Origin of the sequence: Pseudomonas sp. WC2401, from assembly GCF_041200115.1 — a bacterium.
In the GTDB taxonomy this organism is placed as follows: domain Bacteria; phylum Pseudomonadota; class Gammaproteobacteria; order Pseudomonadales; family Pseudomonadaceae; genus Aquipseudomonas; species Aquipseudomonas fragi.
In genome coordinates, this window is the sequence record NZ_CP165623.1 from 954,996 (window position 1) to 978,436 (window position 23,441).

The following is a 23,441-nucleotide window of genomic DNA, read 5'->3' on the forward strand; positions in this document are numbered from 1 at the left end:
CCGAGTTAAGACGAAGTTTACGAGGTGTGTTTTACCCTCTGACTACAGTTGCGTGCGAACAAGCTGACAAAATTACAGTCTGTTTCACACCGAATATTATTTGCCGAGGCGCCACAGTGGCGCGTCGCTACGATGAGATAGCCGTCCTCCATGTTTGGTTCCAACGACGACAAGAAGAACCCAGCTGCGGCTGGCGAGAAAAAAGGCCTGTTCGGATGGCTGCGCAGAAAGCCGCAGGAAACCGTCGTGGAACAGCCCGCGCCTGCGCCCGAAATCACCCCTGAGCCGCTGATTGAGGCCGCCCCGGTGGTGGTCGAGGCCGCGCCCGAAGTGGTCGTGGTGGCCGCTGAGCCTGTTGTTGAAGTGGCCCCTGAGCCTGCGCCCTGGCCGCACTTGCCCGTTGCCGAAGAACCGGTGGCGCTGGTGGAGGATGTGCAAGCGCCGCATATCGTGCCGCCAATCCCCGAGCCTGTGGTTGAAGTGCCTGAGGTGGTCGAGACTGTTGTAGAGCCAGAGCCAGAGCCAGAGCCAGAGCCAGAGCCAGAGCCAGAGCCAGTTGCCGTTGTGGCACCTGTGGTCGTGCCTGCACCTGCACCTGCACCTGCACCTGCAGTCGTGGTTGAGGCCCCTGCCCCCGCGCCAGTGGCCGCGCCCGAGCAAAAAACCGGCTTTTTCGCCCGCCTCAAGCAAGGCTTGTCCAAGACCAGCGCCAGTATTGGCGAAGGCATGGCCAGCCTGTTCCTGGGCAAAAAGGCCATCGATGACGATCTGCTCGAAGAAATCGAAACCCGCCTGCTGACCGCCGACGTGGGCGTTGAAGCCACCTCGGTGATCATCAAGAACCTGACGCAGAAGGTCGCGCGCAAGCAGTTGACCGATGCCGACGCACTGTACAAGTCGCTGCAGGAAGAGCTGGCGGCCATGCTCAAGCCGGTTGAACAGCCGCTGAAAATCGAGTCGCAAAACAAGCCATTCGTGATTCTGGTAGTGGGCGTCAACGGTGCGGGTAAAACCACCACCATCGGCAAGCTGGCGAAAAAACTGCAGCTTGAAGGCAAGAAAGTCATGCTGGCGGCCGGTGATACCTTCCGTGCCGCTGCTGTTGAGCAGTTGCAGGTGTGGGGCGAACGCAACCATATCCCAGTGATTGCTCAGCACACCGGTGCAGATTCTGCGTCGGTGATTTTTGACGCCGTGCAAGCTGCCAAAGCCCGTGGCATCGACGTGCTGATCGCCGATACCGCCGGTCGCCTGCACACCAAAGACAACCTGATGGAAGAGCTCAAGAAAGTTCGCCGGGTCATGGGCAAACTTGACGAAGACGCTCCCCACGAAGTGCTGCTGGTGCTGGATGCCGGTACCGGGCAGAACGCCATCAGCCAGACCAAACAGTTCGATCAGACCGTTGCCCTTACAGGCCTGGCGCTGACCAAGCTCGATGGCACGGCCAAGGGCGGGGTGATTTTCGCCCTGGCCAAGCAATTCAATATCCCTATCCGTTATATCGGGGTGGGTGAAGGCATCGATGATTTGCGTGATTTTGAGTCCGAACCCTTTGTCCAGGCTCTGTTTGCGGAGCGGGAGCGTCCATGATTCGTTTCGAGCAGGTCGGTAAGCGCTATCCAAATGGACACGTGGGCCTGCACGAGCTGAGCTTTCGGGTTCGTCGAGGCGAGTTCCTCTTTGTGACCGGCCACTCCGGCGCAGGCAAAAGCACGCTGTTGCGCCTGCTGCTGGCGATGGAACGCCCCACCAGCGGCAAATTGCTGTTGGCAGGGCAGGACCTGGGGCAGATCAGCAACGCGCAGATCCCTTTTTTGCGTCGTCAGATCGGTGTGGTGTTCCAGAACCACCAGTTGCTGTTTGATCGCACGGTGTTCAACAACGTCGCCTTGCCCCTGCAAATTCTCGGCTTGTCCAAGGCTGAAGTCGCCAAGCGTGTCGATTCGGCGCTGGAGCGCGTGGCGCTGTCGGATAAAACCGATCTGTACCCGGGCGACTTGTCCACGGGCCAGCAACAACGTGTCGGCATTGCCCGCGCCATCGTGCATCGCCCGGCCTTGCTGCTGGCCGATGAACCCACCGGTAACCTCGACCCGCGTCTGGCGGCGGAAATCATGGGCGTATTTGAAGACATCAACCGTTTGGGCACCAGCGTACTGATTGCCAGCCATGACCTGGCACTGATCGCCCGCATGCGCCATCGCATGCTGACCTTGCAGCGCGGGCGCCTGATCGGTGACGGGGAGGCCGCGCAATGAGTGCCACCCGCAGCCCCAAAGTGTCCGAACGCGTAGCGCCCAAGGCCGCCGATCCGCAGCCGCCGAAGAAAAAACACGATGATGACGATGGCCCGACCTTCGCCATGTTGTTTCACGCCTGGGTTGAAGCCCACCGTGCGAGCTTGCTCGACAGCCTCAAGCGCCTGGGCAAACAGCCCATTGGCAGCTTTTTCACCTGCCTGGTGATGGCCGTTGCCCTGAGCTTGCCGATGGGCCTGTCGTTGTTGCTCAACAACGTCGAGCGCCTGGGCGGTTCCTGGCAGCGCGCGGCGCAGATTTCGTTGTACTTGCAGATGGATGCCAGCAGCGAGCAGGGTGAAAATCTCAGCGATCAGATAAAAGGTATGGCGGGGGTGGCTGACGCAGAATTTATCAGCCGCGAAAAAGCCCTTGAAGAGTTCCAGCAGCAGTCAGGGCTGGGCGAAGCGCTTAAAGAGCTGCCCGACAACCCGTTGCCTGGCGTGGTGCTGGTTACCCCGGCCGAGGTCGATAAAGCCACCCTGGAAGCTCTTCGTGAGCGCCTGGCGCAGTTGCCAAAAGTGCAACAGGCGCAACTTGATCTAGTCTGGGTCGAGCGCCTGGCGGCCATCCTGAAATTGGGTGACCGTTTCGTGTTTGGCTTGACTGTATTGCTGGTATCGGCTTTGCTGCTGGTTATCGGTAATACGATTCGTTTGCATATCGAGAATCGTCGTATCGAAATCGAGGTCATCAAGCTGGTTGGCGGCACTGACAGCTATGTACGCAGGCCCTTTCTTTATATGGGTGCGCTTTATGGCTTTGGTGCCGGTGTACTTTCGTGGGGAGTTCTGGCATTCGGCCTGAACTGGCTTAACGACGCGGTGGTGGGGTTGGCCGGTTTGTACGGCAGCAACTTTGCCCTGGCGGGCGTGCCGGTAGCCGATGGTCTGTCTCTCTTGCTTGGCGCGGTGCTGTTAGGGTATATCGGTGCATGGATTGCAGTAGCGCGGCATTTGCGTGAGCTTTCGCCCAAGTAGTGTCTTGACACCTGTTGACCTTTTCAGCTTTTTTTGGGAACTTTTTTTCAGGTTTCCGGTCAACTTTCGCAGTGCTGAACTGCACGAGTTATGTGAGACGGAGGTTTTTTCGTATGACCACTTCTTTGCAACCTGCGTATGCGTTGGTCCCTGGTGCGAACCTCGAGGCCTATGTCAATACGGTGAACAGCATTCCACTGCTGACACCGGAGCAGGAGCGTGAACTGGCCGAGAGTCTCTACTATGAGCAGGATTTGGGGGCGGCTCGGCAGATGGTGCTCGCCCACCTGCGTTTTGTTGTACACATTGCCCGTAGTTATTCGGGCTATGGCCTGGCTCAGGCTGACCTGATCCAGGAAGGCAACGTCGGCCTGATGAAGGCGGTCAAACGCTTTAACCCAGAAATGGGCGTGCGTCTGGTGTCGTTCGCGGTGCACTGGATCAAGGCAGAGATCCACGAGTTCATCCTGCGTAACTGGCGGATCGTGAAAGTCGCGACCACCAAGGCCCAGCGCAAACTGTTTTTCAACCTGCGCAGCCAGAAAAAACGCCTGGCGTGGCTGAACAACGACGAAGTGCATCGTGTGGCTGAAAGCCTCGGTGTAGAGCCTCGTGAAGTGCGCGAGATGGAAAGCCGCCTGACCGGTCATGACATGGCGTTCGACCCGGCAGCCGAAGCTGACGACGACAGTGCGTTCCAGTCGCCAGCCAATTACCTGGAAGACCACCGGTACGACCCGGCGCGCCAACTGGAAGATGCTGACTGGACCGATAACTCCACCAGCAACCTGCACGAAGCGCTGGAAGTGCTGGACGACCGCAGCCGTGACATTTTGTATCAGCGCTGGTTGGCTGAAGACAAAGCCACGCTGCACGACCTGGCACAGAAGTACAATGTGTCTGCGGAGCGGATTCGTCAGCTGGAAAAAAGCGCGATGAACAAGCTCAAACTGTCGATTGCCGCTTAATCCGGCCCGACAAATAAACGCCCCGATCTGATCGGGGCGTTTTTGTTTGTGCTGTTTGAGCGCCCCTGGCCAGCCTGCTCTGTGCAGGGTTAGCGGGACGGTTGTGCTTTAAGCTGCTCAGGGTCCACACCATTTGCCCTGAGCAGGGCATCGACCAGCGAGCGGGACATCTCCACCGAATGCACCAGCGACCATACCAGCCCGCGCTCTATGCCACTGGCATGAACGGTGATTTCATCCGACACCTCTTCTGCACTTTTGAGCATCAGCGACACATGGGACAGGGCCTCTATTGCCCGAATATCAGGTTGCACGGCAAAAGGTGATGTGGCGCTTACCTTGTGCACCCGAGTGGGCTTGAGGTTGGCGAGGGATACCCGCGGGGCCTGCTGCAGGGCCTCAAACAGGCTGCGGGTGGCCTCATCGTGCTGATGATCATCACGGGGAGGGTGACTGGCTTTGGGATCGTCGTGCGTCGTCTTTTTCATGTCTCTTCCACGCGGATCATCGGCGACTGGTGAAGATAGCCTTGCGAGTTTCCGGCCTGCAAGCAGCCCTTGCAGGCGCCACGCTTTCTCGGAAGCGTCTGCCTTTTGGCAGCGTAAATGTCTGACATGGGCGTCTGAGGAGTGAATTCGCTACACTGGTGCACTTTTACGCTGTGCGTTGGCGCCCATGACTGTTCTCAAATACCTCCAGGCTTACCCCCAGACCTTGCAAGAGCAGGTGCGCCAATTGATTGCGCGCGAGCAGCTGGGCGATTACCTGAGCGAGCGTTACCCACAGCGTCATGCGGTGCAAAGCGACAAAGCCTTGTATGCCTACGCTCAGGAACTCAAACAGGAATACCTGCGCAATGCGCCGTCTTTTGACAAGGTGCTGTTTGATAACAAACTCGACCTGACCCACCGTGCGCTGGGCTTGCATACGGCCATTTCACGGGTCCAGGGCGGCAAGCTCAAGGCCAAGAAGGAGCTGCGCGTAGCTTCGCTGTTCAAGGAAGCGGCGCCCGAGTTTTTGCGCATGATCGTGGTTCACGAGCTGGCCCACTTGAAAGAGTCGGACCACAACAAGGCGTTCTACAAGTTATGCGAGCACATGTTGCCGGGTTATCACCAGCTGGAGTTTGATCTGCGTGTTTACCTGACGTGGCGGGATATGCAGGGCAAACACTGACACTTACTTTGTGTGTGGGAGCGGGCTTGCCCGCGATATGGTCGCCTCGGTACAACTGCCGAACCGCAGCGATTTAATCGCGAGCAAGCCCGCTCCCACGCGCGCCGGGCCCGTACAGGCGGGCAGGAGTTCTGAATGGAAGTCAGTAAAACCAAAAGCAGTTTTTACCGGCGCTTGTACGTGGCCTGGCTGATCGACAGCCAGACCGCCAGCAGCGTACCGGCACTCACCGAGGTGACCGGCATGCCGCGCCGTACCGCGCAGGACACCATTGCGGCCCTGGCGGATCTGGACATCATCTGCGAGTTTGAACAGCAGGACGGCGCCCGCAACCACGCCGGACGCTACCTGATCCGCAGCTGGGGCCCGGTGGACAAAGCCTGGGTCGGCGGGCACCTGGTGCAGATCAAGCAGGTGCTGGGTTACCCCTGAGCTGTCAGGCGCATGCCGATGTGCGGGATGTTGTCTTCCAGGTACATCTCGCCCTGAACACTGAACCCGTGTTGCTCATAGAAAGGTTGCAGGTGCGCCTGGGCCGACAGGAACACGGGCTGCCCCGGCCAGTATTCTTCGATGTTTTCCAGGGCCTGTTCAAGCAGGGTATGCCCAAGCTTTTGCCCGCGACCCTCGACGGCAACGATCACGCGACCAATGACCACGTCACCGCCCTGGGACTCGGGGTCGAGGATGCGGGCATACGCCACCAGCTGGTCGTCTTGCCAGCCCATCACATGCAGGGTATCGCCCGTCAGGTCCTGCCCGTCGACGTCCTGATAAGCGCATTTCTGCTCGGCGACAAATACTTTGGAGCGTAATTCGAGAATGGCGTAGAGCTGTTCCTTGCCCAGGTCGTTGTGGTGTTTGCAGAGCCAGTCGGTGGTCACGATCTTGTCCTTGTTGGCGAGTTCATGCCCCGATAGTAGGCGCGATACCGACTGGCGCCAAGGCCTAAGGTGCCTTGACCAAATGCGCGGCCAGGGTGCGCAGCGGCCCGAGCTGGCGGCAGATCAGCGCCAGTTGGGTTTGCACCAGCCTCTGGTTCTCATCGATTTCGTCCGGCATTTGTTCAAGCTCGCCGGCCAGGGTCTCTTCCTCGTCACTTTGCACCGCAACCGCCTGCTTGGTGGCCAGGCCCTGGGCAATCTGGTCGATGCTGTCGGCAATCTTGCTCCCGGCCCCTTCAATCAACTGTTCGCGCACCTCGGCGGGCAATACGGTGTCGCGGTGGGCGCCCAGACCAGACAGGTAGCTGAGCAAGGTGTGGGACATCACCAGAAAACGAAAGCCCATATCGGCATCCTTACGGAAGTGCCCGGGTTCCATCAGCATATTGGCCAGGGTGGTCGACAGCGCCGCATCGGCGTTGTGGGCGTTACGCCGTGCCAGCCGATAGGCCAGGCTGTCGCTTTTGCCCTGGGCGTATTGCTGCATGATCTGGCGCAGGTACTGGCTGTTGCAGCTCAGGGTATTGGCCAGCACCTGATTGAGGCGACGGCCCTGCCAGTCGGGCAGGAACAGGAACACCGCTGCTGCCGCGATCACGCTGCCCACCAGGGTGTCGAACAGGCGCGGCAGGAACAGCCCGTAGCCATCGCCCACCTGGTTGAAGCAAAACAGGATCATCAGGGTGATGGCCGCCGTGCTCAGGGTGTAGCGCGTGGTGCGGTTGATAAAGAACACTACTCCGGCCACCACGGCAAACATCGACTGCACCAGCGGGTTGGGAAACAGATCGAACAGCGCCCAGCCCACGGCCAGGCCGATGGCGGTGCCGATAATCCGCTGGCTGAACTTGCGCCGCGTGGCGCCATAGCTTGGCTGGCACACGAACAGTGTGGTGAGGATGATCCAGTAGCCCTGGCTGGGGTGAATCCAGTGCACCATCGCAAAGCCGATGCTCAGCGCCAGAGGCAGGCGCAGGGCGTGGCGAAAGATCAGCGACGTTGGCGTCAGATGCTGGCGCAGGCGCGACCAGACATCCTTGAGGTTACGCGGCGAACGGTCCAGCAGGCTGCTGTCGGTGGCATCGGCCAGGGTGTCGGGGTTGCTTGCATCGCTCAACAGGCGATCGAGGGTGCCCAGGTTGGCGGCCAGTGCCCGCAGTGAACGCAACAGCCCGCGCCAGGCCGGGTTGCTCTGGATGCGCAGGTGTTCGAGGGAGGCATGCAGGTCGCCCAGGGCCTCGGCAAAACTGTCGTCATAGACGAACGGCTGGCGCAGCTTGATCGATTCCGACAGCCGCTGGCAGGCCACGCCCTGCTGGCGCAGCAGGCGCTGGCAACGGAACATCACATCACTGTGGAAGAAGGCATCGGCCAGGGCGTTGTACGGGTAATGGGACGAACTGGCGCGCTCATGGATGTCCTGCGCGAGAAAATACAGCTTGAGGTAGCGGCTGAGCTTGGAGCCTGGCCGGGTGTTGCCGACCCGGTGCAGGATGATCTCCTTGGCGGTGTTCAGCGCTGCCACCACCCGGCCGTTTTGCCGGGCCAGTTCCAGGCGGCCCGCTTCCACGTCCAGCTTGCGGATGGGCTCGAACAGCGCCGACTTGATCTTCAGGTACAGCCCCAGTTCCCAGAACAGCCGGGCCAGGCTCTGTTGCACCGGTTGATTGGAGAACAGGGCCTGCCACAGCACCGACAGTATCCCGTACCAGGCCGCACCGGCCACCAGCAGCAAGGGTTCATGCCAGAAGTTGGTGACTTCGCCGCCGCGCTGGTCCACGCCGATCATGGTGTATACGGCCAGGATCAGTGTGGCCGAGGCAATCGCCCCGTAGCGTTCGCCCAATGCCCCGAGCATGGTCAGGCCGAAACTGGCCAGGGCCAGCGCGCAGACCATCAGCCAGGGGTAGGGGAAAAGCAGTTCGACACTCAGGGCCGAGGCGGTGAAACACACCAGGGTCACCAGCAGGGCGTTGAGGCGGCCCTGCCAGCTGTCATCGGTTTCAGACAGGGCGCTGGCGATAATCCCCAGAAATAGCGGGATCAGCAGCGACATCTCATCCTGATACCAGCAAAAAGCCATGCTGCCGGTCAGGGCGACAAATACCCGCACGCTGTAACTGAACTTGTCCAGTGCCCACAGGCGACGCAAGGAATGCTGAAAGCTTTTCGATGACATGAAGTGGCGGTGCCTGGCTCGTGATTCGCTAACTTGAGCCAGATAAGACGACAGCGCAATGGGGCTGTCACATCGAACCAAAAATATTTATGCAAAGGCCCATCGCGAGCAGGCCCGCTCCCACAGGAACAGCGATATTCCTGTGGGAGCGGGCTTGCTCGCGATGCGGTTGGCGCTGGCTCAGGTCAGACGTACTGCGCCGCCGCATACCCCGAGGCCCACGCCCACTGGAAGTTGAAACCGCCCAGATGGCCGCTGACATCCAGCACTTCGCCGACAAAATACAGACCGGGGCTTTTCAGCGATTCCATGGTCTTGGACGACACTTCGCGGGTATCGACCCCGCCCAGGGTCACTTCCGCGGTGCGATAGCCTTCGGTGCCGGCTGGTACCACTTTCCAGCACGCCAGTTTGTCCGCCACCTGCGCCAGTTCTGCCGGGGTGTACTGCTTCATTGGCTTGGATTCGAACCAGTGCTCGGCCAGCAGGTTGGCCATTTTCTTGGTGAAGATTTCACCCAGCAGGGTTTTCAACTCACTGTTGGGGCGTTCAGCCTGCTGGGTTTGCAGCCAGCTCAAGGCGTCGAGGTCGGGCAGCAGATTGATTTCAACCGTGTCGCCCGGATTCCAGAACGAGGAAATCTGCAAGATTGCCGGCCCGCTCAAACCGCGATGGGTAAACAGGATATTTTCGCGAAAGCTTTGATCGTTACAGCTCACCAGGCAGTCCACCGACGTGCCCGACAGCTCGGTGCAGATTTCCTTGAGCTGATCGGTGATGGTGAACGGCACCAGGCCTGCGCGGGTCGGCAGCAAGGTGTGGCCGAACTGTTTGGCGATTTGATAACCGAAACCTGTCGCGCCCAGGGTCGGGATCGACAGCCCGCCGGTGGCAACCACCAGCGACTGGCAGTCAACCGGACCCAGCGTAGTGTTGAGGCTGTAGCCGTTGTCGGTTTTTTCGATCTGCTCGACCGATGTGTCCAGGTGCAGGCTGACGCCCGCCTGTTTGCACTCGCCAAGGAGCATTTCGAGGATGTCGCTGGATTTGTTATCGCAGAACAGCTGGCCGAGTTTTTTCTCGTGATAGGGCACGCCGTGTTTGGCGACCATCTCGATAAAGTCCCACTGGGTGTAGCGGGCCAGGGCCGATTTGCAGAAGTGCGGGTTCTGCGACAGGAAATTATTCGGCTCGGTGTACATGTTGGTGAAGTTGCAGCGGCCACCGCCCGACATCAGGATCTTTTTGCCGGCCTTGTTGGCGTGGTCGATCAGCATCACCTTGCGCCCGCGGTTGGCGGCGGTCAGTGCGCACATCAAGCCTGCGGCGCCAGCGCCAATAATCACAACGTCGGTAGAGCGCAAAGCGGTGTCCTCACAAAATTTATGGTCAGTGCAAACCTGATGTGGGAGCGGGCTTGCCCGCGATTGCAGCACCCCGGTCATTCAGATGAGCCGAGTTGTTTGCATCGCGAGCAAGCCCGCTCCCACATTTGATCGCTGTTGTTCAGGCGATTATTTACAAAACCCGCACGCGCAATACGCGGCCTTTGATTTTGCCTTCGCTCAGGCGCTGGGCGGCCTGTTTGGCGATGGTGCGATCCACAGCCACATAAGCCTGGAAGTCAAAGATAGCGATCTTGCCGACCTGGGCACCTGGGATACCCGCGTCGCCGGTCAGGGCGCCGAGAATGTCACCTGGACGAACCTTGTCTTTACGACCTGCACCGATCACCAGCGTACTCATGGCCGGCAGCAACGGTGCGCCGCCCTGAGAGGTCAGGGTATCCAGGGTTTCCCAGTTCAGCGGAGCTTTCTGCAACTGCTCGATGGCCTGGGCGCGGTGCGCTTCGGACGGAGCAACCAGGCTGATGGCCACGCCTTTTTCACCGGCACGGCCGGTACGGCCAACACGGTGAATATGGATTTCCGAGTCGCGGGCCAGCTCAACGTTGAGCACCATGTCCAGCGCGTCGATGTCCAGACCACGCGCCGCCACGTCGGTGGCTACCAGTACTGAAGTCGAGCGGTTGGCAAACATCGCCAGCACCTGGTCACGGTCGCGCTGTTCCAGGTCGCCATGCAGGCCGACAGCGGAAATGCCCTTGGAGGTCAGGTGATCAACGGTTTCCTGCACTTGCTGCTTGGTGAAGCAGAACGCTACGCAAGACTGCGGGCGGAAGTGGCCCAGCACCTTGGTCACGGCGCTCATGCGCTCTTCAGGCGAGATTTCGTAGAAGCGTTGTTCAATTTGGCTGTCAGTGTGCAGCGCCTCGGCTTTTACCTGCTGAGGGTTGCGCATGAACTTGGACGACAGCTGCTTGATACCGGCCGGGTAGGTGGCCGAGAACAGCAGGGTCTGGCGACGCTCCGGGGTTTTGACAATGATGTCTTCGATGGCGTCATAGAAGCCCATGTCGAGCATGCGGTCAGCTTCGTCCAGTACCAGGGTGTTCAGGCCGTCCAGTACCAGCGAACCTTTGCGCAAGTGCTGCTGGATACGGCCCGGGGTGCCGACGATGATGTGTGCGCCGTGTTCCAGCGAACCGATCTGCGGGCCGAACGACACGCCGCCGCACAGGGTCAGCACCTTGATGTTGTCTTCGGCGCGGGCCAGACGGCGGATTTCCTTGGCAACCTGGTCAGCCAGTTCGCGGGTCGGGCAAATCACCAGGGCCTGGCAGCCGAAGAAGCGCGGGTTGATCGGGTTCAGCAGGCCGATGCCGAAGGCGGCAGTTTTGCCACTGCCGGTCTTGGCCTGGGCGATCAGGTCCATGCCTTTGAGGATCACCGGCAAGCTCTGCGCCTGAATCGGCGTCATCTGGGCATAACCGAGGGAGTCGAGGTTAGCCAGCATGGCGGCGGACAGAGGCAGAGTATTAAAAGCGGTGGCAATGGTGGTCACGGGACTGGCCTGCAAAACAAAATGTCGCGCAGTGTACCAGTCCCATGCCCTTTGCCTGAACATTCTGGACGAGATGTCATCCAGTTCTGCATAAAAAGCAGCTTAATGTTCCAGCTCATGCTCCGAGTTGGCCTTGGGTTTACGCCCGTCCTGGGGTGACAATTGCAGGAAAATCGCCGCTGCCAGCATGGCCATGATCCCCACCGTCAGGAAGGTCAGCTGGAACGCGCCCAGCACGGTGTCTACGCCATCGCTGCCACCATCCCCGGTAAAGCCGCCGAGCAATGCCCCGGCGCAAGCCACGCCCAGGCTCAAGGACAGCTGCGCCACCACCGACAGCAAACTGTTGCCGCTGCTGGCGCTGGCGTCGTCGAGGTCGATCAGGGTCACGGTATTCATGGCGGTGAACTGCAACGAGTTGATCGCCCCCAGCACGGCCAACATAGACAGCAACAGCGGGTAAGGCGTGTGTTCGGTCACCAGGCCCATGCTGGCCAGCATCAGGCCCAGGGCGAAGGTGTTGGCCGTCAGCACCGTGCGATAGCCCACGCGTTCGATCAGCGGCCTTGCCACCCATTTGGCCAGCATCGCAGCCGCGGCCAAAGGCAGCATGCTCATCCCGGCCTGCGACGGTGAATAGCCCAGTGCGACTTGCAACAGCAGCGGCACCAGAAACGGCAGGGCGCCGCTGCCCAGGCGGGCGAACAGGTTACCGAGGATGCCCACCGCGAAGGTCTTGGTTTTAAACAGCACCGGGGAGAACAGCGGGTTGCTGATATTGCCCGCGCGCAGCCAGTACGCTGCCAGGCACGCCATGCCCGCAAACAGCAGCAGCATCACCCGCAGGTGCGGCATATGCAGCTCGCCCAGGCCTTCCATGGCAATGGTGATAAACACCATCGCCGCGCCAAACAGCACAAAACCCAGGCCGTCGAAACGGGTACGTTCGCTGCCGCGCAAATCCGGAATGAAGTGCCATACCGCCCAGCAGCCGAGAATGCCCACGGGCAGGTTGATCAGGAAGATCCAGTGCCAGCTCAGGTACTGCACCATCCAGCCGCCCATCGTGGGGCCGATCAGCGGGCCGAGCAGGCCGGGGATGGTGATAAAGCCCATGATCCGCACCAGCTCCGAGCGCGGGTAGGCCTTGAGCACCACCAGCCGGCCGATGGGCAGCATCAGGGCGCCCCCCAGGCCCTGGATGATCCGTGCGCCGATCAGCTCGTTGAGGGTGCCGGAGAGGGCACAGAGCAACGAGCCAAAGCTGAACAGCAGGATGGCGCTGAAGAAAATTTTCTTGGTGCCGAAGCGGTCGGCGATCCAGCCCGAGGCGGGGATCAGCAGGGCCACGGTGAGCATGTAGGCAACGATCACGCCCTGCATGCGCAGCGGGTTTTCCTTCAGGTCGAGGGCCATGTCGGGCAGGGCAGTGTTGAGGATGGTGCCATCGAGCGACTGCATGAAAAACGCGATGGCCACCACCCACGGCAACCAGCGCAGGGTTTCAGGGCTTAGAACCGGGCGTACGGGCATAGGACCTCTTTTTATGGATTGTCGATAATCCTCTGTGGGAGCGGGCTTGCTCGCGATGCAGACACCCGGGTTTTCCAGGTGAATCGCGGCGATTCCATCGCGAGCAAGCCCGCTCCCACAGGTGTTACAGCGTCAGCGTGAGCTTTTTGATCAGCGCTCCCGGCAGCAGGTTTGACGCCGTCTGGCGCTGGTCGTAGGTGCTGGCCGACAGCAGCAGCTCGCGCTCGGCGGTCAGTGCTTCCAGTTGCGAACCCAGCAGACTATAGACGCTGTCATCAAACCGCATGGTGTTGACCGGGGCCTTTATCTCGCCGTTCTCGACCCAGAAGGTGGCAAAGCGGGTCATGCCGGTCAGGCGTGCGGCCGGCTGGTCCGAGTAGTTCAGGTACCACAGGTTGCTGATATACAGCCCGGTGCCCAACTGCTTGAGGATGTCGGCCTGTTCCAGCGTCCCTGCCGCCATTGCCAGCGCGCTCGGTGCTTCGTGTTCCGGCGCGCCGTTGACCTCAAGGCCATACTCGGCGGCACTGCGCGAACTCACCAGTTGCTGCTCGGCCTTGCCGTGCTTGACCAGCGACAAGTCCTGACGCGGGTAGCCTTCGCCGGAGAACGCCGGGCTCAGGGACTGGCTGACCTGCTCGTCAAACGACACCAACGGGCTCAGCTGGGCATCCCCTGCGTAGAGCTTTTGCAGCGGGCTGGATTTGCTGGCCAGGGCCTGGGCCGAAAAACCGCCCCAGCACAGCATGCTCATCACTTCCTCCAGCGCGGCCGGGGCCAGATAGGCGCGGTATTCACCGGGCGCCAGGGCGTGCAGCGGGCGATCCAGAAAACCCAGTTGCTCGCGGGCCAGTTGCATGCGCCGGGCGAAACGCTCGCTGTCCCAGTCGGCACCGGCGTAGCTGGCCTTGACCGCCTGCCCGTTGCTGTGGAACAGGCTCCAGTCGAAGTTGAAACTGTTGGCCTGATGCCAGCCAAAAGCGCCTTCGGAGCTGGCGTAGCCGTAGCTGATCGGGCCGCTGGCATAAAACCCGACCAGATCAACGCCCCTGGATGCGCTGCGAATTTCCTCCAGAACCCGGGCCGTGTCCGGCAGGGGCTGGCTCTGCTCGGCATGGCTGTGCCACGGCTGCGGGTTGAGCAGCAGGTACGGGTCGACGGGCAGTAACGGCAAGGTGTCGCGCAGTTGCTGCAGCGCTTCGGCCAGGCGGTGTTTATCGACATTCGACTCACCGGCCAGGGTAAGGCTCACATCGGCGTGGCGGCCATCGTGGATCAGCTTCAGGCTCAGGCTGGCCTGTTGCACTTGCCCGGCCTGACGCACCTTGCCCTTGTTGAAGCGGATAAATTCCGAGGCTTCGCCGTTATAGCCCAGGGTGAATTGCTCGGGCGGGCGGATCGCCTTGCCCAGCCACTCGGCCAACGCCTTGAACTGCCCGGCCTGACTCAATGGGGTACTCATCAGGCATCACCTCCAAACACATCGATTTGACTGAACACACAGGCCGGGGACGCATGGCCCACGCGAATCACCTGGTTGGGCTCACCCTTGCCGCAGTTGGGCGTGCCCAGCACCTTGAAGGTACTGGCGTCGCCCACGGCGCTGAGGTTGCGCCAGAACTGGTCGGAAATGCCCCGGTAGTTGGGGTTCTTGACCACGCCCTTGAGTTCGCCGTTTTCGATCAACTGGCCCCATTCGCAACCGAACTGGAACTTGTTGCGCGCATCGTCAATCGACCACGAGCGGTTGGTGGCCATCAGGATGCCGCTTTCGATACCGCCAATCATTTGCACCAGCGACTGGTCGCCGGGCTCGATATTGAGGTTGGCCATGCGGTCGATCGGCGGTCGGTTCCAGCCGCAGGCGCGGCTGTTGGCCACGCCTTCCAGGCCCGAGCGGAACTGCGACAGTGCGCCGCCCAGCGGGCGTAGCAGCAGGCCTTCGCGGATCAGATACTCCTTGTAGGCCGGGGTGCCGTCGTCGTCGAAGCGGTAGCTGGCGAGTTCCTCGGGGATGGTCGGGTCGAAGGTCACGTTCAGCAATTTTGAGCCGTATTGCAGGCTGCCGAAGTCGCTGGCCTTGACGAAGCTGGTGCCTGCGTAATTGCGCTCGTCACCGAGAATGCGGTCCAACTCCAGCGGGTGGCCGATGGATTCGTGGATTTGCAGGATCATCTGGTCGGGCATCAGCAGCAGGTCGCGCTTGCCCGCCGGGGCATTGGGCGCCAGCAGCAATTGCAGGGCCTGGTCGGCGACCTGGGGTGCGGCGCCGATCAGCCCGCAGCGGCTGATCACATCGGCGCCACCTTGCTGGCCAAAGTTCTCGCGGCCCAGGCTGCGGCTCTGGCTGTCGTTACCGTCATAGGCGGTGACGCTCATGCCCGGGTAGACAAAACGCTGGGCGCGGCGCAGTTCGGCGCCGGCGCTGTTCAGGTAAATCTGTTCGACGTGATTGAGGCCCAGTGAAACTGCCCAGCTCACCAGCCGCTCGTCCTTGGGCACGGCGGCTGATTCGGCGCCCAGCAGCTCGAAGCACTCACTCAGTGACGGGAAGGCCTGGTCGAGGTCTGGGGAGAAAAAGTCGGCGCGCTCATGGGACACCGGTTCCTGGCTCAGGTTGAGCAGGGCATGCCCGGCGATCAGTTGGGCCTGGGTTTCGGCGCGATCAAGCGCGGCCTGCAGACCGGCCTGGGACAGGTCATTGGTGGCGGCATAAGCCTCGATACCGCGCAACCGCACGGTCAGCATGGCGCCCTGGTCGTGACTGAATGAGGGAGGCTCTGCGACGTTCTTGCGTACCGACAGGTATTGCCCGGACTCGCGTACATAACGTAACGAAAAGAACTCGGCTCGGGTGCGCAGCGCGTCAAAGCGCTGCTTGAGCTGAGGGTAGAAATCGAACATGCACAGACCTCCTTGGACTTGGTGGGTCTGTGGGAGCGGGCTTGCTCGCGATGCAGGCAGTGCGGTTAACCCGCTGGACCGCGCCGATGCCATCGCGAGCAAGCCCGCTCCCACAGGGGGGCGCGTAGCGTGTTAAACCGGGCAACCCTTGGCGCGCAGGATGGCGTCAAAACGGTCCGGGTCCAGGGTGCCTTCTTCGATTGCCTTGAGCGTTGCCTGTTCACGCGCCAGCAGGTCGTGGCAACGGATCAGCAATTCCGGCAGTTCACTGCGCGAAGCCGCAACCACGCCGTCACCATCGCCAATCATCAGGTCGCCTGGCATTACCAGCATGCCGGCACACGAGATTGGCACGTTGATTTCGCCGCCGCCGTCAGTGCTCGGGCCGCGGTGTACGCCGCCAATGGCGTAGGCCGGCAGTTCACCGGTTTGCCATTCGTCGAGGTCGCGCAGGGCGCCGTTGATCACCACGCCGACAATCCCGGCCTTGAGGGCCATGGCGCGCATGATGCCGCCGAATACGGCACGGGTCAGGTCGGCGCTGCCGTCGATCACCAGCACATCGCCAGGGCGGGCCATTTGCATGGCTTTGAGGATCATCAGGTTGTCGCCCGGGCGTACGCGAACGGTCAGGGCGCTGCCCAGCATCGGCCGATTGCCGTGGAAAGACTTCAGGCCCAGACCGCCGACGTTGCGGCCCAGACAGTCACTGACAGCGGCTGCGGGGATCTTGCTGAATTCGGTAAGCCATTTTGGATCGAGAGGTTCTGCGTTTGGATTAATCAGAAAGCCGGTCGGCCATTTGCTCGAAGAGACAACATCAAACATAGAAAACCTCTTGGCCAGGCAAGGCTGGCATGTCGGGTGGGGCGGGGGGGTGTGGCGCGAAGCGAGGTACTAGAGTAGTGCCTGCGTTGAGGCCGGGGCAAGCGGGGCAAGATGAAACTCAAGAGTTACACAATATTCGTAGCAGCTGCCGAAGGAACGAGGCTGCGTCCGGTTGCGAAGCGACCGTGAAACCAGATGACGCGATTCATCGGAAAAACCGCGTCACCTGAATTTACGACGGTTGTGCCGCCGGACGTAGCCTCGCTCCGCTCGTCAACTGCTACGGACAGTGCTTACTGCGCGGTACGGCTTACTTCACGCAGTGGCTTGCCGCGCACCGGTGCGTCGCCTGCAACGTAGTAAGCAGCAGTGCTGCGTGGTTCCGGCTGGCGGCCACGGATCTTGTCGGCGATTTTCTCGGCGATCATGATCGTCGGCGCATTGAGGTTGCCGGTGGTGATCAGCGGCATGATCGAGGCATCGACCACACGCAGCCCCTGCATCCCGTGCACACGGCCTTCAGCGTCGACCACGGCCATCTCGTCGGTGCCCATCTTGCACGAGCACGACGGGTGGAAAGCGGTTTCGGCGTGTTCGCGGATAAAGGTATCCAGCTCTTCGTCGGTCTGCTTGTCGATGCCCGGGCTGATTTCACGGCCACGGTAAGCATCCAGTGCCGGCTGCTGCATGATTTCGCGGGTCAGGCGGATGCCGTCACGGAATTCCTGCCAGTCCTGCTCGCTCGCCATGTAGTTGAAGAGGATGCTCGGGTACTCGCGCGGGTCCTTGGACTTCACGTTGATCCGGCCACGGCTCGGCGAGCGCATGGAACCCATGTGCGCCTGGAAACCGTGCTCTTTCACGCCATTGCTGCCGTTGTAGTTAATCGCTACCGGCAGGAAGTGGTACTGGATGTTCGGCCATTCGAATTCTTCGCGGGTGCGAATAAAACCACCGGCTTCGAACTGGTTGCTGGCGCCGATGCCCTTGCCCAGGAACATCCACTCTGCACCGATGGCCGGCTGGTTCCACCACAACAGTGACGGGTACAGGGAAACCGGCTGGGTGCAGGCGTATTGCAGGTACAGCTCAAGGTGGTCCTGCAGGTTCCGGCCAACGCCCGGCAGGTCGTGAACCACCGGGATGTCGAGGCTGTTGAGCAGTTCGGCCGGGCCGACACCGGAACGTTGCAGCACGGTCGGCGAACCGATGGCGCCGCTGCACAGCAGTACTTCTTTACGCGCCTTGGCCTGGATACGGGTGTCGCTGTCGCCGACCATGTAGGACACGCCTACCGCACGCTTGCCTTCAAACAGGATCTTGTCGGTCAGGGCGTGGGTGACGATTTTCAGGGTCGAACGCTGCTTGGCCGTGTCCAGGTAGCCGCGGGCGGTGCTGGCGCGACGGCCGTTGGGCGTCACGGTACGGTCCATCGGGCCGAAACCTTCCTGCTGGTAGCCGTTCAGGTCTTCGGTGCGCGGGTAGCCGGCTTGTACGCCGGCTTCAACCATGGCGTGGAACAATACGTTGTTGCCGGCTTTTGGCGTGGTCACGCTGACCGGGCCATCGCCACCGTGGTAGTCGTTAGGGCCGATGTCGCGGGTTTCGGCCTTGCGGAAGTACGGCAGGCAGCTGAGGTAATCCCAGTCTTCCAGGCCTGGCATTTTTGCCCAGCCGTCATAGTCCATCGCGTTGCCGCGGATGTAGCACATGCCGTTGATCAGGGACGAGCCGCCCAGGCCCTTGCCGCGACCACATTCCATGCGACGGTTGTCCATGTGCGGTTCCGGGTCGGTCTCGAAGGCCCAGTTGTAGCGGCGGCCTTGCAGCGGGAACGCCAGTGCGGCAGGCATCTGGGTACGGAAGTCGAAGCGGTAGTCCGGGCCGCCTGCTTCAAGCAGCAGCACGGTGACGCCCTGGTCTTCAGTCAGACGGGTCGCCAGGGTGTTACCGGCAGAGCCGGCACCAATGATGATGTAATCGAATTCTTGGGACATAAATGCACCCTCTTGGAAGTGATGGCAGAACCCGTGGGAGCGGGCTTGCTCGCGATTCATGCAACGCGGCCTGTCTGGCAGACCGCAGCCATTCCATCGCGGGCAAGCCCGCTCCCACAGGGTTTATGTGGGCCTGTCGGTTTAGAACACCGAAACGTAGTCGCCCAGCTCTACCTGTACCGATTTGACCTGGGTGTACTGAGCCAGCGAGCTGATGCCGTTTTCACGACCGATGCCCGACTGCTTGTAACCGCCAACCGGCATTTTTGCGTCGGACTCGCCCCAGGCATTGATCCAGCAAATGCCCGCTTCCAGTTGGTGAATCACGCGGTGAGCGCGGTTCAGATCCTTGGTCACGACACCTGCGGCCAGGCCGAATTCGGTGTCGTTGGCGCGGCGGATCACTTCTTCTTCGCTGTCGTAGGTGAGGATGCTCATCACCGGGCCGAAGATTTCTTCCTTGACGATGGTCATGTCGTCGGTGCAGTCGCTGAACACGGTCGGTGCCACGAATGCGCCCTTGGCCAGGTCGCCTTCGGTCAGGCGTTCGCCGCCGCACAGCAGGCGGGCGCCTTCTGCCTTGCCCTTGGCAATGTAGCCCAGCACGCTTTCCATGTGAGCAAAGCTGACCAGCGGGCCGAAGTTGGTGTTTTCGTCTTCCGGGTTGCCGATGCGGATGCGCGCAACGCGCTCCAGGATCTTGGCTTCAAACGCCGCTTTCAGGGCTGTCGGGATAAACACGCGGGTGCCGTTGGTGCACACCTGGCCCGAGCTGTAGAAGTTGGCCATCATCGCGGTATCGGCGGCGCGATCCAGGTCGGCGTCGTCGAAAATGATCAGTGGCGACTTGCCGCCCAGTTCCATGGTCACGTCTTTGAGCGACGACTGGGTAGCGCTGGCGGTGACTTTCTTGCCGGTGTCGGTGCCGCCGGTGAATGAGATTTTCTCGATGCGCGGGTGCTCGGTCAGCCAGGTGCCGACTTCACGGCCGCTGCCGGTCAGGACGTTGAACACGCCATCCGGCAGGCCTGCTTCGGTGAAGATCTCGGCCAGCTTGAGGGTGGTCAGCGAGGTGACTTCGCTTGGCTTGAAGATCATCGCGTTGCCGGCAGCCAGGGCCGGTGCGGATTTCCACAGGGCGATCTGGATCGGGTAGTTCCACGCGCCGATACCGGCCACAACGCCCAGCGGCTCGCGACGGGTGTAAACGAAAGAGGTGGTGCGCAGCGGGATTTGCTCGCCTTCGATGGCGGGCGCCAGGCCTGCGTAGTATTCCAGTACGTCGGCACCGGTGACGATATCGACGTAGCGGGTTTCGGAGTACGACTTGCCGGTGTCCAGGGTTTCCAGGGCGGCCAGTTCATCGTTGCGCTCGCGCAGGATTTCCACGGCGCGACGCAGGATGCGCGAACGCTCCATGGACGTCATGGCGGCCCAGATTTTCTGGCCTTTTTCAGCGCTGACAACGGCGCGTTCGACGTCTTCTTTGGTAGCGCGTTGCACTTGCGCGAGGACTTCGCCGTTAGCCGGGTTGATGGCATCGAAAGTAGCGTCGCTACCGGCGTCGGTGTAACCGCCGTCGATGTAGAGTTTTTGCAGTTCGAAACGGGCCATAAAATCCTCGCAAGTGCATAAGTGGTTGGCGGTCATCGTGAGCCGGGTGCCATCTGATTGGGGCAACTCAAACTCACGACAGTTCAGGGGTTAAGCATTGATTGAGGCCTAACTCACCTGTTTCGCCAGTTGTAGATCCATATATTCGTAGCAGATGCGTTGTGCCTGGTCGGTGTCGAAGCCGTCACCGGAAAGGGCACCCCGCAACCATAGACCATCGATCAGCGCTGCCAGGCCCCGTGCTGCATTACGGGCCTGGGCCTGGGGCAGTACTCGGCGGAACTGGCAGCACAGATTGGAGTACAAGCGGTGGTCGTTGATGCGCTGCAATCTGTGCAACGACGGTTGGTGCATGCTGGCGGCCCAGAAGGCCAGCCAGGTTTTCATTGCCGGGCCATTAACCTGGCTGGCGTCGAAGTTGCCCTCGACGATTACCTGCAAATGCGCCCGCGGGCTGTCGTCGGCCAACGCCTGGCGGCGTTCGGTGACGTTGTCGATCAAGACGTTCATCAAGTACCGCATGGTGGCGGCAATCAGACCGTTCTTGTCTTTGAAGTAGTGACTGATGATGCCGTTCGACACACCGGCCAGACGGGCAATCAGCGCAATGCTGGCATCTGCCATCCCGACCTGATCGACAGCCGTCAAGGTGGCTTCGATCAACTGCTGGCGGCGTATGGGTTGCATACCGACCTTGGGCATTTCGTGAATCTCCTTGGGCCGGCGAGCAGTGCAAGAAACATCACTGAACGGCAGCCAGTCTATTTTGTTTTGATTGAACGTTCAATCAACAAAGAATAGTATCTGCGACAATTCGTCGCGATTGATGCCGTTTTCCTAAGCATGAATGGCGCAAAACGACATGGCAAAAGCACTGGAACCCCAGTGGCAGCGGGCTTGCTCGCGAAGGTCTAACGATACGCACACTAACGGATTAGATGCGGTGCCCTTGAGGCCTTCGCGAGCAAACCCGCTGCCTTTGACAGCATTGGTCTGGGCGGGTCCGGTTTTTTAGCGGTGTCTTTATATCATCCGACCGCCGGTCGCTATCTAAGCGATTGGTCGGGTGGTGCCTTGCCTCAAGTTTTTCTCTCGCGCTGCCTGGAGCATCCGTGCCATGAGTTCTGCTTCTCTAATAAAGACCCCACCGCAGAAGGTGACGGTCAACGGTTGGGTGTTTTACACCTCCACTGCCTTGATACTTTTGCTGACTGCCATCCTGATCATCGCCCCCGAAGAAGCGGGCCGCATTCTGGGTGTTGCCCAGGAATGGCTGTCGCGCAGCTTCGGCTGGTATTACATGGTGGTGATCGCCGCTTACCTGATCTTTGTGGTCGGTCTGGCGTTTTCGTCCTACGGCAAACTGAAACTGGGGACCAAGCAGGACACCCCGGATTTCAGCTATGGCGCCTGGGCCGGCATGCTGTTTTCGTCCGGTATCGGTATTTCGCTGCTGTACTTCGGCGCTTCCGAGCCGCTGGACCACTACTTCAACCCGCCTGAAGGCGTGTCGGGCAGCCATGAAGCGGCGCGTCAGGCACTGCAACTGACGTTCCTGCACTGGGGCCTGCATGGCTGGGCGATCTACGCGCTGGTCGGCCTGGCCGTGGCCTATTTTGCCTACCGTCACAACCAGCCGCTGGCGTTGCGTTCGGCGTTGTACCCGTTGATGGGCGAGCGTTGGGTCAAGGGCGCTGCGGGCCACGCGGTGGACGGTTTCGGCATGTTCGTGACCCTGCTGGGCCTGGTGACCAACCTGGGCATTGGCTCGATGCAAGTGTCGTCGGGGCTTGAGAACCTGTTCGGCATGGAGCACAGCAATACCAACCTGCTGATCGTGATCATCGTGATGAGCACCGTGGCGACCATCGCGGCGGTTTCGGGCGTTGAAAACGGTATCCGTCGCTTGTCCAACCTGAACATCATCCTGTTCAGCGGCCTGCTGATTTTCGTGCTGTTGTTCGGCCCGACCCTGCACCTGCTCAACGGTTTTGTGCAAAACACCGGCGATTACCTCAACGGTATCGTGATGAAAACTTTCGACCTGTACGTGTACGAAGGCGATAGCAAGAAAACCGAGGGCTGGCTGGGCCTGTGGACCCTGTTCTACTGGGCGTGGTGGATTAGCTGGGCCCCATTTGTGGGGATGTTTATCGCGCGCATTTCCCGTGGTCGTACCGTGCGCGAGCTGGTGGCGGGCGTGTTGCTGATCCCGCTGGGCTTCACCCTGGCCTGGTTGTCGATCTTCGGTAACTCGGCGCTGGACCTGGTGGTTAACCACGGTGCCGTGGAGCTGGGCAAAACGGCGCTGGAGCAGCCGTCGATGGCGATTTACCAACTGCTTGAGCATTACCCGGCGTCGAAAATCGTGATTGGTGTGTCGATCTTTGTCGGCTTTGTACTGTTCCTGACCCCGGCGGACTCCGGCGCGGTGATGATGGCCAACCTTTCGTGCAAAGGCGGCGACGTGGATGAAGATGCGCCGCACTGGTTGCGCATTTTCTGGTCGGCGGTGATCACCCTGGTGACCATCGGCCTGCTGTTTGCCGGCAACTTCGCCGCCATGCAAACCATGGTGGTGCTGGCGGGTCTGCCGTTTTCGGTGGTGTTGATCCTGTTTATGTTCGGCCTGCACAAGGCGATGCGTCAGGACACCCTGGTTGAACAGGAACAAGCCGAGCTGGCTGCCCGTGGCCGTCGTGGTTTCAGCGAGCGTCTGACTGCCCAGGACCTGCAACCGACTCAAGCCGTGGTGCAGCGTTTCATGGACAAACACGTGACCCCGGCACTGGAAGACGCGGCGGCACAATTGCGCAGCCAGGGGCTTGATGTGCAGACCCTGCTGGGCAGCGCCAAGCGGTGCATGGGCGTGCGGGTGGAGATGGAAGAAGGCAACCCGTTTGTCTACGAAGTCAGCCTGGATGGTTACCTGGCCGCGCCAAGTGAGTCTGAACAGGATGAAGTGCGCAGCCGTTATTACCGGGCCGAGGTGTACTTGCACAACGGCAACCAGGAGTACGACCTGATGGGCTTCACCCAGGAGCAAATCAGCCGTGATGTGCTCGATCAGTTTGAAAGCCATCGCCAACTCCTTGGCCGTGTATATAGCTAAGC

The 23,441-nt window shown here is 60.7% G+C and carries 19 protein-coding genes; 7 read left to right on the forward strand and 12 right to left on the reverse strand.

Annotated features, from left to right (window positions below; genetic code table 11):
• Positions 1-150 precede the first annotated feature (150 nt).
• The 4 genes from ftsY to rpoH all read left to right on the forward strand — a co-directional run bounded on the left by ftsY (position 151) and on the right by rpoH (position 4,248).
• Positions 151-1,593, forward strand: coding sequence for a signal recognition particle-docking protein FtsY (ftsY, locus tag AB3G35_RS04290; protein WP_369782334.1), 1,443 nt, complete (start codon positions 151-153; stop codon positions 1,591-1,593).
• Entirely contained in the window at positions 1,590-2,261 is a 672-nt protein-coding gene (gene ftsE, locus AB3G35_RS04295) for a cell division ATP-binding protein FtsE (RefSeq protein ID WP_016782600.1), read from the forward strand. Before ftsY ends, ftsE begins: the two co-directional genes overlap by 4 nt.
• Positions 2,258-3,280, forward strand: a complete 1,023-nt coding sequence (gene ftsX, locus AB3G35_RS04300; protein ID WP_083369726.1) for a permease-like cell division protein FtsX — start codon at positions 2,258-2,260, stop codon at positions 3,278-3,280. Before ftsE ends, ftsX begins: the two co-directional genes overlap by 4 nt.
• Before the next feature lie 113 nt (positions 3,281-3,393).
• On the forward strand, positions 3,394-4,248 hold the full coding sequence (rpoH, locus tag AB3G35_RS04305) for an RNA polymerase sigma factor RpoH (RefSeq protein WP_016782598.1): 855 nt from the start codon (positions 3,394-3,396) through the stop codon (positions 4,246-4,248).
• Positions 4,249-4,337: 89 nt separating this feature from the next.
• Here rpoH and AB3G35_RS04310 read toward each other — a convergent pair whose 3' ends face one another.
• Positions 4,338-4,736 carry a hypothetical protein gene (locus AB3G35_RS04310; protein ID WP_016782597.1) on the reverse strand — a complete coding sequence of 133 codons (399 nt, stop codon included), beginning with the start codon at positions 4,734-4,736 and terminating at the stop codon, positions 4,338-4,340.
• Positions 4,737-4,923: 187 nt separating this feature from the next.
• Here AB3G35_RS04310 and AB3G35_RS04315 point away from each other — a divergent pair, with 187 nt between their 5' ends.
• Both AB3G35_RS04315 and AB3G35_RS04320 read left to right on the forward strand, forming a co-directional pair.
• On the forward strand, positions 4,924-5,424 hold the full coding sequence (locus tag AB3G35_RS04315; RefSeq protein ID WP_324708333.1) for a M48 family metallopeptidase: 501 nt from the start codon (positions 4,924-4,926) through the stop codon (positions 5,422-5,424).
• Positions 5,425-5,559: 135 nt separating this feature from the next.
• Entirely contained in the window at positions 5,560-5,856 is a 297-nt protein-coding gene (locus tag AB3G35_RS04320) for a helix-turn-helix domain-containing protein (protein WP_016782595.1), read from the forward strand.
• Here AB3G35_RS04320 and AB3G35_RS04325 read toward each other — a convergent pair.
• The 11 genes from AB3G35_RS04325 to betI all read right to left on the reverse strand — a co-directional run bounded on the left by AB3G35_RS04325 (position 5,847) and on the right by betI (position 21,029).
• On the reverse strand, positions 5,847-6,308 hold the full coding sequence (locus tag AB3G35_RS04325; protein ID WP_088378737.1) for a GNAT family N-acetyltransferase: 462 nt from the start codon (positions 6,306-6,308) through the stop codon (positions 5,847-5,849). The two genes, AB3G35_RS04320 and AB3G35_RS04325, sit on opposite strands and share 10 nt — an antisense overlap.
• Before the next feature lie 64 nt (positions 6,309-6,372).
• Positions 6,373-8,547: a YccS family putative transporter gene (yccS, locus tag AB3G35_RS04330; protein ID WP_083369727.1), complete on the reverse strand. Its 2,175-nt coding sequence runs from the start codon at positions 8,545-8,547 to the stop codon at positions 6,373-6,375.
• Between the two features lie 185 nt (positions 8,548-8,732).
• A complete protein-coding gene (locus AB3G35_RS04335) occupies positions 8,733-9,911 on the reverse strand; it encodes an NAD(P)/FAD-dependent oxidoreductase (RefSeq protein ID WP_106115627.1) in 1,179 nt (392 codons plus the stop codon).
• 154 nt (positions 9,912-10,065) lie between these two features.
• Entirely contained in the window at positions 10,066-11,403 is a 1,338-nt protein-coding gene (dbpA, locus tag AB3G35_RS04340) for an ATP-dependent RNA helicase DbpA (RefSeq protein WP_228795946.1), read from the reverse strand.
• Between the two features lie 150 nt (positions 11,404-11,553).
• A complete protein-coding gene (mdtD, locus tag AB3G35_RS04345; RefSeq protein ID WP_016782591.1) occupies positions 11,554-12,984 on the reverse strand; it encodes a multidrug transporter subunit MdtD in 1,431 nt (476 codons plus the stop codon).
• 124 nt (positions 12,985-13,108) lie between these two features.
• Complete coding sequence (locus AB3G35_RS04350) at positions 13,109-14,446, reverse strand: TldD/PmbA family protein (RefSeq protein ID WP_369782335.1); 1,338 nt, start codon at positions 14,444-14,446, stop codon at positions 13,109-13,111.
• A complete protein-coding gene (locus AB3G35_RS04355; RefSeq protein WP_369782336.1) occupies positions 14,446-15,888 on the reverse strand; it encodes a TldD/PmbA family protein in 1,443 nt (480 codons plus the stop codon). Before AB3G35_RS04355 ends, AB3G35_RS04350 begins: the two co-directional genes overlap by 1 nt.
• A 132-nt stretch (positions 15,889-16,020) precedes the next feature.
• Positions 16,021-16,716, reverse strand: coding sequence for an RraA family protein (locus AB3G35_RS04360; protein ID WP_047278180.1), 696 nt, complete (start codon positions 16,714-16,716; stop codon positions 16,021-16,023).
• Between the two features lie 293 nt (positions 16,717-17,009).
• Positions 17,010-18,713 carry a choline dehydrogenase gene (betA, locus tag AB3G35_RS04365; RefSeq protein ID WP_016782587.1) on the reverse strand — a complete coding sequence of 568 codons (1,704 nt, stop codon included), beginning with the start codon at positions 18,711-18,713 and terminating at the stop codon, positions 17,010-17,012.
• A 141-nt stretch (positions 18,714-18,854) separates the two neighbouring features.
• Entirely contained in the window at positions 18,855-20,327 is a 1,473-nt protein-coding gene (betB, locus tag AB3G35_RS04370) for a betaine-aldehyde dehydrogenase (RefSeq protein ID WP_106115624.1), read from the reverse strand.
• A 108-nt stretch (positions 20,328-20,435) separates the two neighbouring features.
• Entirely contained in the window at positions 20,436-21,029 is a 594-nt protein-coding gene (betI, locus tag AB3G35_RS04375; RefSeq protein ID WP_016782585.1) for a transcriptional regulator BetI, read from the reverse strand.
• Positions 21,030-21,501: 472 nt separating this feature from the next.
• On the opposite strand from betI, the gene AB3G35_RS04380 reads away from it, so the two are divergent.
• Positions 21,502-23,439 (forward strand): BCCT family transporter, encoded by a 1,938-nt coding sequence (locus tag AB3G35_RS04380; protein ID WP_228795944.1) that lies wholly within the window; start codon positions 21,502-21,504, stop codon positions 23,437-23,439.
• The last annotated feature ends 2 nt before the right edge of the window (positions 23,440-23,441 follow it).

Bases quoted from the DNA above. Each gene is read 5' to 3' on its own strand.
- ftsY (WP_369782334.1), top strand. From the start codon at position 151: ATGTTTGGTTCCAACGACGACAAGAAGAACCCAGCTGCGGCTGGCGAG.
- ftsE (WP_016782600.1), top strand. From the start codon at position 1,590: ATGATTCGTTTCGAGCAGGTCGGTAAGCGCTATCCAAATGGACACGTG.
- ftsX (WP_083369726.1), top strand. From the start codon at position 2,258: ATGAGTGCCACCCGCAGCCCCAAAGTGTCCGAACGCGTAGCGCCCAAG.
- rpoH (WP_016782598.1), top strand. From the start codon at position 3,394: ATGACCACTTCTTTGCAACCTGCGTATGCGTTGGTCCCTGGTGCGAAC.
- AB3G35_RS04310 (WP_016782597.1), bottom strand. From the start codon at position 4,736: ATGAAAAAGACGACGCACGACGATCCCAAAGCCAGTCACCCTCCCCGT.
- AB3G35_RS04315 (WP_324708333.1), top strand. From the start codon at position 4,924: ATGACTGTTCTCAAATACCTCCAGGCTTACCCCCAGACCTTGCAAGAG.
- AB3G35_RS04320 (WP_016782595.1), top strand. From the start codon at position 5,560: ATGGAAGTCAGTAAAACCAAAAGCAGTTTTTACCGGCGCTTGTACGTG.
- yccS (WP_083369727.1), bottom strand. From the start codon at position 8,547: ATGTCATCGAAAAGCTTTCAGCATTCCTTGCGTCGCCTGTGGGCACTG.
- dbpA (WP_228795946.1), bottom strand. From the start codon at position 11,403: ATGCTGGCTAACCTCGACTCCCTCGGTTATGCCCAGATGACGCCGATT.
- mdtD (WP_016782591.1), bottom strand. From the start codon at position 12,984: ATGCCCGTACGCCCGGTTCTAAGCCCTGAAACCCTGCGCTGGTTGCCG.
- AB3G35_RS04350 (WP_369782335.1), bottom strand. From the start codon at position 14,446: ATGAGTACCCCATTGAGTCAGGCCGGGCAGTTCAAGGCGTTGGCCGAG.
- AB3G35_RS04355 (WP_369782336.1), bottom strand. From the start codon at position 15,888: ATGTTCGATTTCTACCCTCAGCTCAAGCAGCGCTTTGACGCGCTGCGC.
- AB3G35_RS04360 (WP_047278180.1), bottom strand. From the start codon at position 16,716: ATGTTTGATGTTGTCTCTTCGAGCAAATGGCCGACCGGCTTTCTGATT.
- betA (WP_016782587.1), bottom strand. From the start codon at position 18,713: ATGTCCCAAGAATTCGATTACATCATCATTGGTGCCGGCTCTGCCGGT.
- betB (WP_106115624.1), bottom strand. From the start codon at position 20,327: ATGGCCCGTTTCGAACTGCAAAAACTCTACATCGACGGCGGTTACACC.
- betI (WP_016782585.1), bottom strand. From the start codon at position 21,029: ATGCCCAAGGTCGGTATGCAACCCATACGCCGCCAGCAGTTGATCGAA.